This is a genomic window from Luteibacter aegosomaticola, from assembly GCF_023078475.1.
Lineage (GTDB): Bacteria > Pseudomonadota > Gammaproteobacteria > Xanthomonadales > Rhodanobacteraceae > Luteibacter > Luteibacter aegosomaticola.
The window spans coordinates 995,055-1,013,161 of the sequence record NZ_CP095741.1 but is presented as its reverse complement, the minus strand read 5'-3'; the positions used below and the strand labels follow the sequence as shown (position 1 = coordinate 1,013,161).

12 protein-coding genes are annotated in these 18,107 nt (G+C 65.4%); 6 read left to right on the top strand and 6 right to left on the bottom strand.

All coding sequences use genetic code 11. The features are described 5' to 3' along the window. Positions 1-52 precede the first annotated feature (52 nt). On the top strand, positions 53-1,840 hold the full coding sequence (locus L2Y96_RS04425; RefSeq protein ID WP_247332931.1) for a glycoside hydrolase family 97 protein: 1,788 nt from the start codon (positions 53-55) through the stop codon (positions 1,838-1,840). Here L2Y96_RS04425 and L2Y96_RS04420 read toward each other — a convergent pair. From L2Y96_RS04420 to L2Y96_RS04410, 3 genes are all read right to left on the bottom strand, one after another. Then, positions 1,837-4,866 (bottom strand): sensor histidine kinase, encoded by a 3,030-nt coding sequence (locus L2Y96_RS04420; RefSeq protein WP_247332929.1) that lies wholly within the window; start codon positions 4,864-4,866, stop codon positions 1,837-1,839. The genes L2Y96_RS04425 and L2Y96_RS04420 overlap by 4 nt on opposite strands. Positions 4,867-4,942: 76 nt before the next feature. Further along, on the bottom strand, positions 4,943-5,800 hold the full coding sequence (locus tag L2Y96_RS04415; RefSeq protein ID WP_247332927.1) for an alpha/beta hydrolase: 858 nt from the start codon (positions 5,798-5,800) through the stop codon (positions 4,943-4,945). Next, entirely contained in the window at positions 5,797-7,968 is a 2,172-nt protein-coding gene (locus L2Y96_RS04410) for a hybrid sensor histidine kinase/response regulator (protein ID WP_247332925.1), read from the bottom strand. The genes L2Y96_RS04415 and L2Y96_RS04410 overlap by 4 nt, the downstream gene beginning before the upstream one ends. A gap of 688 nt (positions 7,969-8,656) precedes the next feature. On the opposite strand from L2Y96_RS04410, the gene L2Y96_RS04405 reads away from it, so the two are divergent. Then, positions 8,657-11,683, top strand: a complete 3,027-nt coding sequence (locus L2Y96_RS04405) for a TonB-dependent receptor (RefSeq protein WP_247332916.1) — start codon at positions 8,657-8,659, stop codon at positions 11,681-11,683. Between the two features lie 102 nt (positions 11,684-11,785). Here the strand turns inward: L2Y96_RS04405 and L2Y96_RS04400 are convergent, their stop codons facing one another. Next, entirely contained in the window at positions 11,786-12,175 is a 390-nt protein-coding gene (locus L2Y96_RS04400) for a hypothetical protein (RefSeq protein WP_247332914.1), read from the bottom strand. A gap of 304 nt (positions 12,176-12,479) precedes the next feature. On the opposite strand from L2Y96_RS04400, the gene L2Y96_RS04395 reads away from it, so the two are divergent. Further along, a complete protein-coding gene (locus tag L2Y96_RS04395; protein ID WP_247332905.1) occupies positions 12,480-13,256 on the top strand; it encodes a ferredoxin--NADP reductase in 777 nt (258 codons plus the stop codon). Positions 13,257-13,403: 147 nt separating this feature from the next. Here L2Y96_RS04395 and L2Y96_RS04390 read toward each other — a convergent pair whose 3' ends face one another. Next, on the bottom strand, positions 13,404-14,054 hold the full coding sequence (locus L2Y96_RS04390; RefSeq protein WP_247336898.1) for an RIO1 family regulatory kinase/ATPase domain-containing protein: 651 nt from the start codon (positions 14,052-14,054) through the stop codon (positions 13,404-13,406). 95 nt (positions 14,055-14,149) lie between these two features. Between L2Y96_RS04390 and L2Y96_RS04385 the strand changes: the two genes are divergently transcribed. The 3 genes from L2Y96_RS04385 to L2Y96_RS04375 all read left to right on the top strand — a co-directional run bounded on the left by L2Y96_RS04385 (position 14,150) and on the right by L2Y96_RS04375 (position 17,249). Further along, positions 14,150-14,920, top strand: coding sequence for an RsiV family protein (locus tag L2Y96_RS04385; protein WP_247332903.1), 771 nt, complete (start codon positions 14,150-14,152; stop codon positions 14,918-14,920). After that, positions 14,920-15,402 carry a DUF456 domain-containing protein gene (locus tag L2Y96_RS04380; RefSeq protein ID WP_247332901.1) on the top strand — a complete coding sequence of 161 codons (483 nt, stop codon included), beginning with the start codon at positions 14,920-14,922 and terminating at the stop codon, positions 15,400-15,402. The genes L2Y96_RS04385 and L2Y96_RS04380 overlap by 1 nt, the downstream gene beginning before the upstream one ends. Positions 15,403-15,473: 71 nt before the next feature. Next, the gene (locus tag L2Y96_RS04375) at positions 15,474-17,249 is read left to right on the top strand and encodes a DUF885 domain-containing protein (RefSeq protein WP_247332899.1); all 1,776 of its coding nucleotides are present in this window, start codon (positions 15,474-15,476) and stop codon (positions 17,247-17,249) included. Between the two features lie 112 nt (positions 17,250-17,361). On the opposite strand, the gene trhA is transcribed toward L2Y96_RS04375, so the two are convergent. Beyond that, positions 17,362-18,027 (bottom strand): PAQR family membrane homeostasis protein TrhA, encoded by a 666-nt coding sequence (trhA, locus tag L2Y96_RS04370; protein ID WP_247332897.1) that lies wholly within the window; start codon positions 18,025-18,027, stop codon positions 17,362-17,364. Positions 18,028-18,107: the final 80 nt, after the last annotated feature.

Below are 18,107 nucleotides of genomic sequence, written 5' to 3'. Positions count from 1 at the left end.
CGCAAGGCTGTGGAATGCTCGGCGTCCCGGCCCATCCGCTCCAGGAGCCCCCATGCACACGCCGCACCGACTCGCCGCCGCCCTCATCACCGCGTTCGTCGCCGTGCCGGCCTTCGCCACGCCACCCCTGGCCACCGTCGTCTTCCGCGATGGTGGCCGCCCCGTCCTGAGTGTCACCGACCCGCAAGGGCAGACGCTGGTCGATGCGACGCTCGGCCTACGTACGGCGGGCAGCGACCTCACCCACGACCTGCACCTGATCGGCACCACCCAGCGCAACCTCAACGAAAACTACCGGATGACGACGGGCAAACGCCTTGTCCGCAACGCGAACCTCGCCGAGACGCGCTACGCCCTGCAGAACGATAAAGGCGAGAAGCTCGATGTCGTCGTACGTGTCGCCAACGATGGCATTGCGTTCCGCTACGAGCTGCCTGGCGCCACGCAGGCGACGGTCACCGGCGAGGCGACGAGCTACAGCCTGCCCGCGAATGCGCGAGCGTGGCTCCTCCCGTACGACCCCAGCAACGAGAAGGAACGTATCGAGACCACGGCGGCCACGGCGCCGGGTGGCGATTACGGCTACCCGTCGCTGTTCCTCGCCGGCCAGAGTTACGTGCTGATCACCGAGGCCAATGCCGACGGGCGTTACGACGGCAGCCGGCTCACGCACGCGGCCAACAGCCCGGCCTATCAACTCACCCTCGCTGACAGCCGTGTCGACAGCACAGGCGTGACACCGTGGCGCACCGTGATCACCGGCGATCTCGCCACCGTCACGCAATCGACCCTTGTGGATGATCTCGCGGACCCATCGAAGCTCACCGACACCTCGTGGATCCACCCAGGTCGCGTCGCCTGGTCGTGGATCAGCGACCACGACAGCCCGAAGAGCTTTGAACGGCAGAAGGCCTTCGTGGATTTCGCCGCTGCCAACCGCATGCCGTTCATCCTGCTGGACGAGGGCTGGAGCGAGACATGGGCACCGCAGCTCATCGCCTATGCGAACGCGAAGCACGTGGACGTGCTGATGTGGTTCCCCTGGACAAAACTCGACACAGCCGCCAAACGCCAGGCATGGCTTACGCGCGTCAAGGGCTGGGGCGCTAAGGGCGTCAAGATCGATTTCATGGGCTCCGATAGCCAGGCGCGCTTCCGCTGGTACGACGACACCCTCGCCGATACCGCGCGCCTCCAGCTGATGGTGAATTTCCACGGCGGCACGATCCCGCACGGCCTCGCACGCACGTGGCCTCACCTGATGACGATGGAAGGCGTGCGCGGTGCGGAGAACGACCCGCCACCGGTCGGCAATACCATCCAGCCATTCACGCGTAACGTCGTCGGTTCGATGGATTACACACCGGTGGCCTTCGACGTCGGCCGCCAGGAGGCAACGATCGCGCATGAAGTCGCGCTGCCCATCGTCTTCGAATCGGGCTGGACGCATCTCGCGGATAGCCCCGAGGCGTACCAGCGCCGGCCGAACGCGCTCACGTTCCTCGATCAGATCCCGACGGTGTGGGACGAAACGAAGCTGATCGCCGGCACGCCTGGGCAAGAAGCCATCTTCGCGCGGCGCAGCGGCGATCGCTGGTTTATCGGCGCGATTGCCGCTGGGCCCGCGCGCCGGCTGAGCGTGCCCCTGGCGTCGCTGGGTGTCGGCCCATGGCGCGCAGACATCATCCGCGACGGCAGCGGCCGCGGCGATGTGGCCCGCTCGACGCAGAACGTCACGGCGGATGGGACGCTTTCGTTCGACGTGCCCGCCAACGGCGGTTTCGCCGCCATTCTGTGCCCCCTCGCGAAGGGCCAGTTCACGTATGGGTGTTACCGCTAGCCCTCACGCATCCAGCGCCGCCACCAGGCGGGCAAGGGCATGACTCTGGCGAGCGGTACGTGCACGACCACCTGCGTGCCGCTCGCCGGGGACGACGTAATGGTCGTGGTCCCGCCCATGTTCTCGGCGCGCTCACGCATGCCGCGCAGGCCCCAGTGACCCGGGCGCCCACTGGCGAGTATGGCCGGCGCGATGCCCTGGCCATCGTCGTGGATGCCCAGGACCACGTCGGGGCCTTCCCGGTAGAGGGCGACGCGGATGCGGCTCGCTTCGGCGTGGGCCACCGCGTTGTGCACGGCTTCACGCGCGATGCCATACAGCTCGTCACGCGCCAGCGGATCCATCCCACGCCAGACAGGCGCCGCGTCGACGGTCACGGGCACGGTGTGTTCATCGGCGTAGGCGCGCGCGAGTTCAAGTAAACCCACGTCAAGCGCCACGGTATCGCCCAGGTGGTCGCGCAGGTCACGGACCCGGTCGCGCGCCTCCACGAGGGCAAGCTCGGCACGGTCCAGCGCACGCTCCATCGATGTGCGCAACGGATCGTCCTGGGATACGCGGTTGGCGACCGCCTGGAAGCGCATCATCAGGCCCTGGATGCTTTGCAGCAGCGTATCGTGCAGTTCGCGAGCGATCCGCTCGCGTTCCGCGTGGCGCTCGTGCAAGCGCTCGCGTAACTGATGTTCGATACGGTGGATACGCATGACCACCAGCATCCACACGATGCCCGCAACGAAGATCGCAAGCAGCACCGCGAACCAGGCCGTCTGGTAGAACGCCGGCGCCACGTCGATACGCAATGAGGCGCCCTGTTCGTTCCAGACGCCATCTTCATTCGCGGCGGAAACGCGGAACACGTAATGGCCGGGCGGCGGATCGGTATACACCGCTTCGCGGTCGGTCCCCGCATCGCGCCAGCGTGTATCGATGCCATCCATGCGGTAGCGAAAGCGCACCCGTTCCGGCATCGAAAGGCTGGTCGCCGTGTAGACCACACGCAGGCGCTCGGTCTTGGCCGGCAGCTGGACGGGCGCCATGGCATCGAACCAGCCCGAGTCGGTCGCCACACCGTGGATGTTCACGGGGGGCGGCAAGGTGTTGTGTGGCACGTCGGCGGGATCGATCGACACGACGCCGCTGGTGGTCGCGAACCATAGGCGGCCATCATCCGCGGCGACGGCCGTTGGCAAGGGCCTGAATTGCGCCGGCGTACCTGGCAAACCATCCAGCGAATCGAAGAGCGTGACCGGTACGCGGAACCCGGCATCGGTGCGCGCATGGGCAACATCGGCCGCGCGCAGTCGGACGATGCCCTGCGATGCATTCGCCCAGTAATCGCCGCTGCGATCACGCACGATGCCCGACACACCGCGCAGATCCATCTGCAGGGCGAGCGGGTAAACGCGCCCCCGCTGCACGAGGTTGATCCCGCGTTCGCCGCCCACCCACATGACCTCGCCATCGGCGAACAGCGCCGTCACGTTGCCGACATCAAGCCCTTCCCGGGCACCCAGCACCGTATCCCGGCCTCCCTCGTCGCGGACGATCAGGGTTTCCCGTGCAAAGCCCATCCAGAGCCGGTTGGCGCGGTCGCGTACGAGCACCAGCGGAGAAGGATCGTTAGCGACGGCGGGCAACAGTTCGCGATGCCAGCCGCCCTGGCTGAAGTGATACACGCCGGGGCGATTGATCGATACCCACGCACCGCCATGGCCATCGCCGGTAATTGCCTGCACGCCGGTGAAATCCTGCACGGGCAACGGCGCGAACAACCGGGGCGTGTCACCCTCGAGCGTCCAGACGCCGTTGGGGCCGCCAAACCACGTGGTCGTTCCGTCACGGGTAGCCGCTGTGATCGCCTGCGGAAATTGCACTGCCGACGCGCCAGCGACATCCACGCGCATCAGCGGGCGATTCTTGGTGCCGATCCAGATGCCCTTCCCCACAGCCGGCACGATCGCGAAATCGGTGGCACCGGAAGGCGTAGGTGCCGGAAGGAGGCGACTCGCGCGGAACCGATCCAGGCCCCGGCTTCCTCCCACCCAGATGTTCCCTTCGCGGTCCTGGAGGATCGCGGTGATGGCATCGGAGGTGAGCCCATCCCTCTCGACAAAGCTCTGTGCCGCGCTACCGTCCGCGTCGATGATCTGCCGCGGGAGTTCGTCCACGCGCGGCACCCGTCGTAGCCCGTCACCCAGCGTGGGGACCCAAAGCGCGCCGTCGCGGTCGAATAGCAAACCCGACGATGAAACGCGCACATTTGGCCCGGCCGCCGCCGGGTCACCGGTTGCCCGCCAGGCGGGCAACACACCGCGGTCGACATCGGCTACCCACACGGTACCGTCGGGCGCTTCGGCGATCCGGTTGATCTTGCCGACATCGCGCGTCGCCACGTGGAAGCGATCACCGCCCGGCGGCAACCACGAAAGCGCAACGTCCGAAGCGACCCACAGCCGGCCCTCGCGGTCCACGGCAAGGTTCCGAGCACGGGCGCCCGGCAGGCCCATGTCGGCGCCCACGAGATGCCACCGGCCGCCACGAAGCTCCACGAGGCCATTGAAGGTCGCGCCCCACAACCGTCCATCCGGTGTACCGGCGATCGCGTAGACCGTCGCAGTCGGCAACCCCGACGCAGCGCCATAGTGCGTCGCGTGATCACCCTCGATAAAGCTGGCGAAGCCATAGCGGAAGCCCACCCACAAGCCCCCCTCGGGTGGCGCATAAAGCGAAGCCACGCTGGACGCCGGGAAGTCGCCGCCGCTACGGGGACGGAAGCGCTCGAAGCGCACGCCATCAAATCGATAAAGGCCCGTCTGCGTACCCAGCCAGAGGTAACCATCGGCGGTCTGGGCAAGCGCGGTCACCTGCCCGGGCGCGCCTTCGCGCACGGTCCAGGCCGTGTGATAGAACTGGCCGATGCTGCGGTCGCGGGTATCCGTGCCCCATGCAGCGCCTGCAAGCGCCACCCAGCCAACCAAGGCCCACATTACCGCGCGCATCACGGCGATCGCCCGTTCGAACCGCATCCCCACCCCGTCGTATCCAGGCTGCAAAGATAACGGTTACGCGCGGCCGCGTCGCTGCGACCTATGGCCGATGACGCTAGCGAGCGAGGCCGTGCCCGGCAAGGAACGCCTGCGCATCGGCCAGCACCCGTTGCGCAGCTGGCGAACGGTACGGGTTCGCAAGAACGTGTGCGGCATGGTCGTAGGCGATGAAGCGGCGCTGGTCGGGCAACGTGCCCAGCCAGCCGAAAGCCTCACGCATCGCCGCCACCGACGTCAGCGTATCGCTATCACCGGGGCCGCCATCCCAGGCACCGACCAGGACCGGGCAGCGCACCCGGCTCAGATTCGCCGGCTGCATGCGCTCGATAAACAGACGGGCGATGGCCCGGTAAGCATCCGAGTGCACCACCGACGACCAGTACTGGCGCTGGTAAGCCGTGCGCTCGCCCGGGGGAACGACCGGCCCTTCGAGCAGCGTCGCCGCGCGGAGCTGTTCCTCGTCGAAAACACGGATGCCCGGTGACCAGACGACGACGGCCGCCACGGTGTCGGGATGCGCCGCAGCGAGATCCAACGCGAGCGATGCGCCCATGGAGGTACCGACGAGAACGATGCGCTCACCCAGCGCGAGCCCCGTCTGGAATGCGGCCGCCACATCCTCGCGCCACGCCTGTGGCGAAGCACCTGCCATGGCCATCGGCTCATCGGTGCCGTGGTCGTGGAGGCGGTTGACGTAGAGGTGCGCGGAGCAGGCCGTCGCAAGGGCGCGGTGAGCCGGATCACCCTCCGCCTGGCTCGCCGTAAACCCATGCAGGTAAACCATGGCCAGCGGGCGGCGCTCGCGCGCAACTCCGTCAAGGAAGATGACGCGCGCTTCGTTATCGGGTTTCAGGCCTGGTGTAGCGCGCTCGCGCTGTTCGATATCGCGCGCCAGCGCCTCGAGCGATGTCACGCAGCGCTATCCGCCGGCACGCCCGCCTGGCGCCGTTGCAGCCGGACATAGTGGCCGACCGACCGGCACAAGGCATCCAGCTCCGCCACGGCGGGGCGCATGTCACCACCGGCATCGATAAGCACACCGAGGTCATCGCATACACGGCTCGCCCCCGGCACCCCAAGGTTGCCGAGCACATTGCGCAACGCGTGCAAGGATTCTGATGCACCCGCGATATCACTGGTCAGCATCGCGTCGCGAAGGGCGTCCACGTGCCCGTCGGAAGCCACCGAACACAGGTCAAGGAAAGTCGCGAACTCCGCGGGGCTCGCCAGTACGCGCATTTCATCCAGCGGCGTCGTTTGTGTGCCGCGCGGCTCCATGCCCGGCAGCTCCGGCTGCCACGCTTTCGCGGCCGTCGCCAGCGAGCGCTCCGCGGCGATGGTCTCGATGATATCGAGCAAGCGTTGCGCGGCGATGGGCTTGGTCAGGTACGCACGCGCACCCGCCTTGAACGCGATACGCACCGCATCCTGGCTCGAATCCGCGCTGAGCATCACGATGGGCGGCACCGCCTGGGTACGGCGCAGGCCTTCAATCCGGCCCAGCACATCCCATCCGGAACTACCCGGCATGTGCAGGTCCATGAAGATCAGGTCGAACGTGCCACGATCCATCCGCGCAAGGGCTTCGTCGCCACTCGCACTGAACACGCAGTGGTGCCCTGCACGTTCCAGGATCCGCCCGACGATTTCGCGGTTAGCGGCGTTGTCGTCGACCACGAGGCACGCCTGCGGTGCGACGCGGAGGCGATGCGCATCGAGCATTTCCACCAGCGGCACATCCGCCATGCTGCGCGCGCCCTGGGCAGCGCGCGGCATGGGGAAGCGCCAGGTAAAGACCGACCCACCCAAGGGGTTGTCGGTCACCTCGAGGTGGCCATCCATCTGGCCTGAAACGTTGCGCACGATGTAGAGCCCAAGGCCCACGCCTTCCTGGCGGCGGCTCTCACCCACGCTCACCTGCTGGAACGGATCGAAGATGCGTTGCTTATCGGCATCGGCGATACCGATGCCGGTATCCGTCACCGTGCAGGTGATGATGGGATCGCGGCCACCGACGGCCTCGGTCAGTTCCACGCGCACGTCCACGCTGCCGCCGGGCGGTGTGAATTTCAGGGCGTTCGAGGCGAGATTCGACAGCACCTGCTCGATGCGCCCCGGATCCCCGGTGAATACGCCTTCCACCGACGCATCGCGCGAAACGCTGAAGCCGATGCGCTTCTCGGCCGCCGAGGGGCGGCAAACCGCGCCGACGGTGGCAAGGACTTCATCGAAAGCGAAGGTGTGCTGGCGGAGCATGAAGCTGCCACCGGCGAACGAGGCCACGTCGAGCACGGCGTTCACGCGGTGAAGGAGCGCGTTGGCGCTGGTCGAAAGCAGCGCCACCAGCCGGCGCTGGTCATCGTTCATGACCGAGGTATCGATCAGTGACGCGGCGTGGATCACTGTGCTCAGCGGCGTCCGCATCTCATGGCTCATCATGGAGATGAAGCGGTGCTGCGCCTCGCGGGACGCGATGGCTTCCGCGGAGACCTCGCGCAAGGCATCGATCATGCGATAGAGCGTCATCGGCAGGACGACCGTCAACGCCAGGGCATACAGCGCGTACGCCGGGCGGCTGACCCAGTAACCATCCGGCGCGGCGACCGCCAGGATCACCACCGAGGCCACGACGCTCGCGGCGAAGGCGCGCCGGCTATAGCGCATGCCCACGGCCACCGAGAGGAAGGGCAAGACGGTCGTCACGGTGATGACGAGCATGAAGCCCGCCTTCAGCAGCAGGGCCGCCATCACGAAGTTCGCTACCTGGCCCACCGTGTCCAGCCTGGGGGTGACCTTCATCCACCCGGCACGCAGGAACAGCATCCAGAACGTACTGGCGACAAACAGGATGAGGGCGAGCGGGAAGACGGCGCGCGACTCACGCGCCATGGCCAGCGGACCGTGGAGCCAAGCCGCGGTCCACACGACGATGAAGCCGAGCAGGACCGTGCGCACGAGCGATACGTGATGCTCGCGGAAGCTCGCCACGATGCGGTCGATGCGCGGATTGCGCAACCGCTCGGCGACCTCGCTGAGCATCACCGGCCCGGCACGCTTGCCGCTACCGCGATCGATCTTCATGCCAGGCTGACTTCCACTACTCCCCCAATACCGGCCTAGTCTATGTTCTGCGGCGAGACTGGCAAGTGCGCCGCTGCGTAAGCTTTCGAATGGCCGAAACCGACTTGCGCCTGCTTACGCAGGCCTTCATCAAGTGGTTTTCGTACCCAGGATCTCTTTCGATTCACCAAGACACCCCTGCCGGGGCACGAAAACGCACCTAGTTTTCGCAGCATCTCACGCCGCACGGTCAATTCTACCCGGACAGTATGACATCTGTCGCATGTTACGTGAGATTTGACACGATCCAAATGTGGATGAAATGGGTGTCTGGAGACGGGTCCAGATGGCGCCATCGAAATTATCTTTCGGTGTTTTCCATGCATGGACGTAATCGTTTTCACGCGGCAGTTTTCGCAGCATGAAAATACACAAATACCCATAGTTACACGCGTTTCTGCTGCGACGCACCAATGCATTCAGACGGCTATACGGCCAGGCATGCATCGATGAAAGGCGCTGGACATCACCCAGCCCCTGCGGTAAACCTTTCGATCAACCCATTTGGATCGAGGCAAATGGGTTTTTTGCGATGGAGCGCGGGGAGGGCCTTCTGCATGGCTCCAGCAAACGAAAGTCGTGGGCATTGCACCCGCGGCTGCGGCCCCGTGTTGCCGTCATTTTTGATTTTGATCATTTCGGGGAAGCCATGAAGCACCAGTTTCTGATTCGCAGGACCGCCCTGGCGTTAGCCTTGGGCACATGCCTGGGTGGCGTCGGTAGCGCATACGCGCAGTCGACCACCGGTAACCTCAACGGCTCCGTGCCGGCGGGTGGCAACCAGACCATCGTCGTCGACAGCACCAATGGCCTCCATCGCGAAACCGCCGTGGACGACCGCGGCCACTACTCCCTCACCCAGCTCCCGCTCGGTACGTACACCGTCACGCTCATGCGCGATGGCGCCGTCGTGGATTCGCGGAAGAACGTGCAGCTGCGCGTCGGCGCCAGCACGGATATTTCGTTCGCCGCGCCGGCCGCCGCCACCGCTGCCGATGCCACGTCGCTTAGCGGCGTGACCGTGACCGGCACGGCGATCCCGCCGATCGACGTCACCTCGGTCGATTCGCGTACCGTCATCACCTCCGAACAGCTTGCCAAGCTGCCCCTCGGCCGCAGCGCCGAAGCGGTAGCCCGCCTGGCTCCCGGCGTCGTGAACAACGGCGGCGGTTTCACCAGCGATACCGGCCGCTCGCTCGCCAGCTTCGGCGGCGCCGCTTCCAACGAGAACGCGTATTACGTCAACGGCTTCAACACCACCGACCCGCTCAACGCGGCCGGCGGCATCCAGTTGCCCTACGGCGCGATCGACCAGCAGGAAATCTATACGGGCGGCTACAGCGCCAAGTACGGCCGCTCCGATGGCGGCGTGATCAACCAGGTCGGTAAGCGCGGCACGAACGAATGGCATTTCGGCGCGCAGATCCTGTGGGAGCCGAACTGGGCCCGCGCCTCCGGCCCGAACCTGCACTACAACAACACGCCGTCGTCGGCACCGGCCGGCGATCTCTACCAGCCGAAGAGCCAGAACGATAAGTGGGCGACCACCGTCAGTGCGTATGCCGGCGGCCCGCTGATCAAGGACAAGCTGTTCTTCTTCGCGGCGGCCGAGTTCGAGAAGGACGGCCTGCGCAACGTCAACGCCGTCGACAACAGCACGCCTGCCTCGACCAACACCTACGAGAACCCGCGCTGGTACACCAAGCTCGACTGGAACATCACCGATAACCACATCCTCGAGTTCACCGATGTCGGTGACAAGCGCTCGGGCAGCGGCACGCGCTACGGCTATGACTACGTCAACATGTCGCGCACCAACACCATCGGCCCGGTGAACAACACCAAGGTCGGCGGCGATTTCTGGAACGCCAAGTACACCGGTTACATCACCGATAACCTGACCATCAGCGCCCAGTACGGCAAGATGTCGGTGAAGAACTATGACCAGGCCGGCAACTACGATACGGATCTCGCCCGCGTCGATGGCTCGGGCAACCAGAACCCGGCACTGAACGGCGGCAGCGCGATCAAGAATTCGCAGGTCGCTGACATCAGCTCGCCCGGTCGCGGCAACAAGACGAACAACCTCCGCTTCGACGTGCAGTACATCGCGGGCGACCACACGCTGTCGGCCGGTATCGATAACGTCAAGTCGCAGGTGCTCGATTTCGGTACCTTCAGCCCGGGTCCGGGCTACAGCTGGAACTACGGTTTCCAGAAGGATCCGAACGAAGAGATCAACAGCACCCCGGGCCGTAACTACGTGCCGGCGCCTGCACAGTTCGCCAATGGCCAGAGTGGCTACTGGGTGAGCCGCAACATCAACTACAACCTGGTCAACGTGCGTTCCGACCAGAAGGCGCAGTACATCGAAGACAAGTGGCAGGTCAGCGACCGCTGGCTGGTCACGATCGGCCTGCGCAACGACCAGTTCACCGACTACAACCAGTTCGGCAAGCCGTTCATCGAGCAGACCCGTCCGCAGTGGGCGCCGCGCCTGGGTGCAGCGTGGGATGTGAATGGCGATGGCAGCTTCAAGATCTACGCCAACGCGGGCCGCTACTACCTCGGCCTGCCGCTTAACCCGGCCACGGGTGCGGCTGCCGGCTATATCGCGACCCAGCAGTACTACACCTACTCGGGCATCAATCCCGATGGCTCGCCGCAGGGCCTCACCCAGATGAGCGGTGTGGTCTCGGGCAACAACTCGTACGGCATCCCGCCTGACCCGCGCACCGTCGCTGGCAAGAACCTGAAGGCGGAAAACCAGGACGAATACATCCTCGGCTTCGACAAGCTGCTGGGTGAGAACTGGTCGTACGGTGCCAAGCTGACCTACCGCAAGCTCAATACCGTCATCGACGACTTCTGCGATATCGACCTTGTGACGTCGAAGGCCGAGGCTGAAGGCCACACGGTTGGTTCGACCAACAGCTGCTACCTGGTCAATGGCGGGCACGCCAACACGTTCACCCTGCTCGACCCGTCGGGCAACCCGTTCACCGTCGATCTCTCGCGCAAGGAAATGGGCATGCCCGCGACCAAGCGTAAGTACTACAGCGCCGAGCTCTACATGGAGCACCAGTTCGACGGCACGTGGTACGGCAAGTTCGACTACGTGTTCTCGCACTCCTACGGCAACACCGAAGGCCAGTCGCGTACCGACTCGCGCCAGAACGGCGCCGCCGGCAGCATGGACTGGGATAACAGCTATGTGATGGATTACGCGAACGGCCCGCTGGGCAATGACCACCCGCACGTGTTCAAGGCGTTCGGTTACTGGCAGTTCGCGCCGGAATGGCAGCTCTCGAGCAACTTCCAGATCGCCTCGGGCGCGCCGGAAGTCTGCCTTGGCTACTACGGCCCGGGCCAGACCGATCCGGCCGGTTACGGCAGCGCGTACCACTGGTGCGATGGCCAGCCGTCGCCCCCGGGTGACAAGGGCCGCCTGCCGTGGACCTACCAGTGGGATCTGGGCCTGACCTGGCGTCCGAGCTGGGGCAACGACCGCCTCGCGTTCGCCGCTAACGTGTTCAACGTGACCAACCAGCAGCGCGCGGTGTTCCGTTACCCGACCGAGTGGCAGTCGCGCGGCACGCCGAACGCGATTTATCGCGTGCCGCTGATCACCCAGGACCCGCGTTACGCCCGCCTCTCGGTGTCGTACGACTTCTAAAACCGTTTTACCGATCCCTGTGTGACGCTTGCGCCCGCCTCCCGAAACCGGCACCTCCCCTGCCGGCTTCGGGGGGACAGGGCGCTCTTTTTTTGCCTGGCGTTATTTTTCGCCTGACGCGGCCACGACCTTTTCGATGTAGCCGAGGATCTCGGCCACGGGGATGTCGAAGACACCGGCGTCGCCGCGATCGTAGGCGTGGCGCCATACCTCGTAGCCATCCATCCAGGCCTCGTCTTCGTTGCCTTCACCCACGCAGTCGAGCAGGCTCTGGTCGAGCGTCGCCCGGGCCACGGCCGCGTGGTGCATGGCGTGCTGGATGCCACCGTCGACCCGGTGGTTACGCAGCCGGGCATCGAGGATAGAGATATGGAAGACCTCGCCATCCTCGGGCTCGATGTCTTTCTTGCGGATAACGACGCGCGAGGCTTCCTCACCGGGTCGCGTGCGATAGGTCCAGGCCTGGCCCGGGGTGTACTCGGGTCGAGTCATCGGTGGAAGATCCGTCGGTGAATGAGCCCCGATCTTAGACCACGGCGAGACTCCTTGTAGGAGCGCGCTTGCGCGCGATAGGTGCTCGCGGTAACCCCGATCGCGCAGGCGCGCTCCTGCAGGGGCTCCGGCGCGAAATCGCGGGATGCCGTATCCTTATATGCCTGAGCCCGCACCCACCCCATGGGGAGCGGCGCCACGCGCCAGGCAGCGCGGCCCGCGGGTCGCTTCCCCAGCTGATTCCAAGGCTTGCCGCGCGGGGCGCGGTGGCTTCGTCCCTATTTGTTCAGAGGCAACGCACACCATGGTGGCACTGGCGACCGAGCACGTCATCGACGTACATCACTGGAACGACTCGCTTTTCAGTTTCCGTACCACGCGCGATCCCGGCTTCCGCTTCGAAAGCGGGCATTTCGTGATGATCGGCCTGGAAGTCGATGGCCGCCCGCTCATGCGCGCGTATTCGATCGCGAGCGCGCATTACGAAGAGCATCTGGAATTCTTCAGCATCAAGGTCCAGGACGGCCCGCTGACCTCGCGCCTGCAGCACCTGAAGCCCGGTGACCCGATCATCGTCAGCCGCAAGCCCACCGGCACCCTGGTCCTTAACGACCTGAAGCCGGGCAAGCGCCTGTACCTGCTGGGCACCGGCACCGGCCTGGCCCCGTTCCTGTCGATCATCCGCGACCCGGAAACCTACGAGCGCTTCGACAAGATCATCCTGGCCCACGGCGTGCGCCATGTGAACGACCTCGCCTACTCGGATTACATCGAGAAGGAACTGCCGAACCACGAGTACCTGGGCGAGCTGGTGCGCGAGAAGCTCGTCTACTACCCGACGGTCACCCGCGAGGAATTCCGTAACCGGGGCCGCATCACCGATGCGATCGCCGACGGCGAGATGGCCCGCGCCACCGGCCTGCCCCAGCTGAACCCGGCTGAAGACCGCGTCATGCTGTGTGGCAGCCCCTCAATGCTGGACGACATCTGCGTCCTGCTCGATGGCGAAGGCTTCCAGGCCTCCCCGCGCACCCGCGAGCCGGGCGATTACGTCATCGAACGCGCCTTCGTCGAAAAATAACCCCCGCGCCGCTGTAGGAGCCCACCCTGTGGGCGACGCCGTTCGCGATAACACCACAGGACCTGTAGCGGTGAGGCGAAAGATGTCGCCCACAGGGTGGGCTCCTACCTATGGTGAGGCAAAGGATGTCGCCCACAGGATGGGCTCCTACCTGCGGATGCGGCCCTGGCCTTCGTTGTCCCAGTAGCCGAAGATCCTGCGGGCGATCAGTTTGTACAGGCGTTTGCCGGTAGCCCGCCACAGCCGTGAATGCGGCGCGGGCTGGGCGAGGATGTTGCGCTGCCTCACGCTGAGCCGATCGGCTGCGTAAGTCCGCTTGTGCTTCAGCAGGTGGCGCAGGTCCTCCCGCGCCAGCAGGCGGAATAGCGCGCCACGACGGCCTCGCGTCCAGGCGATCTGGAAATCCACCAGGCCCGGGCTGCCATCTTCGCGCACGAGCCAGTTGGGCTCTTTGGCCAGATCGTTGTGGACGATGCCGCGGCGGTGCAACACCGCCAGCAGGCGCAGCGCATCGCGGTAGTACGCCGGGTCCAGAGGGCGGCCTACCTGCATCGGTTCGCCAGCCATATAGCTGCGTTCCAGCACGTTCCCATCCCACGCCAGCAGGCGCGGCACGCCGTCGATGCCATCCAGCCGCGCCAGCGCACGTGCTTCACGGGCCGCGGCACGGCGCGCAAACGCGCGCGCCCACCAGCGCGCCGCTGCGATATCACGGCGGATGAGCGCGGTGCCGCCCCGCTCCACGCGTTCGATGCGGCCGAGCTCATCGGCCTTGAGCAGGGTGACGGTTTCCGTCATCGCCTTGTGCACGCTATTCCTTCGTTACGTTGACGTCCTCTGCGCCATGCGATGTCTACGCTAAGATGCGAGCCTTGCAGGGAGAGAATGCCGAAATGCTGGTGCGACACATCCTGTCGCTGGTTATCGCTACCGCCGGGCTTGCCGCCTGCCGCGACGGCGCCGACCGGACGAACGGCGGACAGACGCCACCGCCCACGCGGGCGAGTGCCGACAAGGATAACCGTTCCGGCCAGGATGGCCTCTATACCATGGAGCTCTCACTCCCCCAGCTGCCCGCCAGGGCCGACCCGCTGCGCCACGCGATCGACCGCTACGTCGACGGGCAGAAACGCGCCTTCCTGGATAGCCTGGACGCACCGGGTGCACGTGCCCGCGCTCGAGAAATCCCATGGGATCTGAACCTCCATATCGCCATCTCCGCCCGTACCGATCGTTTCATCAACGTGCAGGTCGATGGCCAGGCCTTCACCGGCGGCGCCCACCCCGCGCCCATCGTGGACAGTTTCACCTTCGACAAGGACGCAGACCGCGTGGTGGGCATCCGTGAGCTATTCAGCGACCCCGAAGCGGCCGAACGCGCCTTCGCCTCGGAGGCACGCCGCCAGCTCATTACCCAGCTGGATGACCAGGATGAGCCGCTGGCCTCGGATACGCGGCTTATCGAGGAAGGCACCGCGCCAGGCAAGGACCATTACCGGGTTTTCAGCCTGCTGACCGGCCCCGATGACAAGGTGCACGGCCTGACCTTTATCTTCCCGCCTTACCAGGTGGCGGCGTACGTCGCAGGCCCGCAGGCCGTCGACGTGCCCAGCGAGGCGTTCTCCGCCTACCTCAAGCCGGAATACCGCGAGGCGTTCCGCTGATGGAGTTCGCCCTCTACCTGCTCGCCGCCGCGCTCATCGTGGGCGGCGTCGCGGGGGCGATCCTGCCTTTCCTGCCGGGCATCCCCATGATCTTCGGCGGCATCTGGCTTGCCGCGGCCGTCGACGAGTACCACCACCTTGGCTGGGGCTGGCTCGTCGCGATCGGCATCGTGGGCTCGTTCGGCGTGGCGCTGGATTTCATCTCGGCCTCGCTCGGGGCGAAGAAGATCGGCGCGACACCACGCGCCCTCTGGGGTGCCGGGGTCGGCACGACCGTCGGCATGTTTTTCGGCATCCCCGGGCTTGTCATCGGCCCCTTCGCCGGTGCGGTGGTGGGTGAGCTTTGCTCCGGCAAGAGCATCCTGCGCTCCGCGCATGTCGGTGTAAGCACGTGGGTCGGCATGCTGGCCGGCATGCTGGCCAAGGTGGTCATCTCGTTCCTCATGCTCGGCATGGCGGGCGTGGCGCTGCTGTTCGCCTGACCCATCCGGTGGCACATGGCGCCTTCGAGGCGTCCGGGCTAGTCTCCGGGCACTGACCTGGGGAGATGCACATGTTCCGACGACTGACCCTCGCCGCCGCGATCACGTTCGCGGTGGGCAGCCTGCATGCCGAAGCGGCCCAACCGGCACAACCCGCCTGGATCGCACGCAGCAATGCCGACGCCCAGCTGCTGCTGGATGTCACCGCCCGCTTCAGCCCGGAATCGGCCACCGATATCGGCGTGAAGGGCTACGACGAAAAGACCGCGGACCTCGGTCCCGATGTGGACAAACGCCAGCGCGATGCGCTCGTGGAGGTGCGCGGCAAGTTGCAGAAGCGCCTCGCCGAAGAAAAGGACCCCAACGTCCACCAGGACCTGCAGATCCTCCTCAAGCAGATCGATGGCAACATCAAAGGCATCGACCTCAACGACAAGTACCTGCTGCCGTGGTTCGATGCGGGCCAGATGATCTTCAGCGGTGAATTCTCGCTGCTCAATGCAGAAAGCACGCCGGAGCAGAACCAGGCCGCACTGAGCCGCCTCAAGTGCTACACCGGCCTCACCAAGGGCTGCGCTGCGCTGGTCGACCAGGCGAAGGCGCGCACCACCGAACGGCTGGGCGATAAGCAACTGCTCGGCCCGGTCAAGGCGGATGTGGAGCAGAAGCTTGGCAACACGCAGCGCTACGTCGACGGTATCCGCAAGCTCTTCGCGGAAAAGAAGATCAGCGGCAGCGACGAGGCCATGGCCACGCTCGATAAGCAGCTCAAGGATTACAACGCCTGGGTAAAGAAGACCGTGCTGCCGCGCGCACGCACCGATTTCCGCCTGCCCGAGCCGCTATACGCCTATAACCTCGAGCAGGTCGGCCTCGATATCGCGCCGCGCGATCTCATCGGCCGTGCCGAACTCGAGTTCATGGAAACCTCGTACGCGCTTCAGCAGCTCGCACCCGTGGTCGCGAAAGCCGAAGGCCTGCCCGATGGCGATTACCGCGATGTGCTGAAGGCGCTGAAGAAGAAGCAGCTGCCGAAGGACAAGGTCGTCCCGACCTACCACGAGGTCATCGGCAAGATCGAAGACACCATCCGCAAGCAGCGCATCGCCGAACTGCCCAAGCGCGAACTGGCCATGCGTCTTGCGTCGGAAGCCGAGAACGCGCGCACGCCGGCGCCGCACATGGATCCCCCGCCCTTCATCAACAATACCGGGCAGCGCGGCACGTTCGTGCTCACCACGGGTAACCCGCCGACCAACGGCGATGCGTCGCAGGTGTATGACGATTTCACGTTCGAAGCCGCCGCATGGACGCTGACCGCGCATGAAGGCCGCCCGGGCCACGAACTGCAGTTCGCCGCGATGGTGGAACAGGGCGTGTCGCTTACGCGCAGCCTGTTCGCGTTCAACAGCGTGAACGTCGAAGGCTGGGCGCTCTACGCTGAAGCGGAGATGGTGCCGTACGAGCCGCCGGCGGGTCAGTTCATCGCACTGCAGTTCCGCCTGCTGCGTGCCGCCCGCGCGTTCCTCGATCCCATGCTCAACCTCGGCATGGTCACGCGTGAGCGCGCGCACGAAATCCTCGTCCATGACGTAGGCCTTTCCGAGCCGATGGCACGCCAGGAGCTGGATCGCTACACGCTCAATTCACCGGGCCAGGCCACGGCGTATTTCTATGGCTATTCGCGGATCTTGCAGCTGCGTGCGGAAACGCAGGTACAGCTCGGCGACAAGTTCGATCGCAAGGCCTTCAACGATTTCCTGATCGCCCAGGGCCTGCTGCCACCTGACCTGCTCGCCGAAGCCGTGCGCACCCGCTTCATCCCGGAACAACAGAAAAAGAAGTAACCCGTAGGAGCCCACCCTGTGGGCGACATCTTTCGCGATAACGCTACAGGGCCTGTAGCGGTGAGGCGAAAGATGTCGCCCACAGGGTGGGCTCCTACCGGCGGGATGCGGATCAGTGCGGGGCGTCGGGGATGACGTAGAGCAGGATCGCGAGGTAGTGCAGCACGCTGCCTGCCAGCACGAAGAGATGCCATATGGCGTGCCCGTACGGCATCTTCCGCGAGATGTAGAAAGGCACGCCGCCGGTATACGCAAGGCCACCGGCGAACAGCAGCACGAGCCCACCGGTCTCGACGTTTTCACGGAGTGGCTCGATCGCCACGATCGCGACCCAGCCCATCAGCACGTACATGACGACGGCGGCTTTGCGGTAGCGCTTCAGCAAGCCGAGTTCAGCCGCGCTGCCCAGGATCGCCAGGCCCCAGATGGTGCCGAACAGGCCCCAGCCCCACGCACCCGGGAGCGCCAGCAGGGTGAACGGCGTATAGGTACCGGCGATCAGCAGGAAGATCGCGATGTGGTCGAGCGTGCGGAACACACGCTTGGCGACCCCGCCCGGCGGCACCGAGTGGTACAGCGTGGAGGCGGTGTAGAGCAGGATGAGCGTGGCGCCAAACACGGAACTGGCCACGACCGTACGCGTACCGCCGTACATCGCCGAAAACGCCACCAGCACGGCCAGCCCGACGATGCTGAGCACGATTCCCAGGCCATGGATCACGCTGCTCGCCACTTCTTCGGCGAAACCGTAGCGCGGCTGGGCGCCTTCGAGGGTCATGATGCTTCCGCAGTGCACAAAGTAGCCTCCGAGGGTACCCCATGCCACGCCCCGATGCGACGCATTCGCAACTGGGGCTT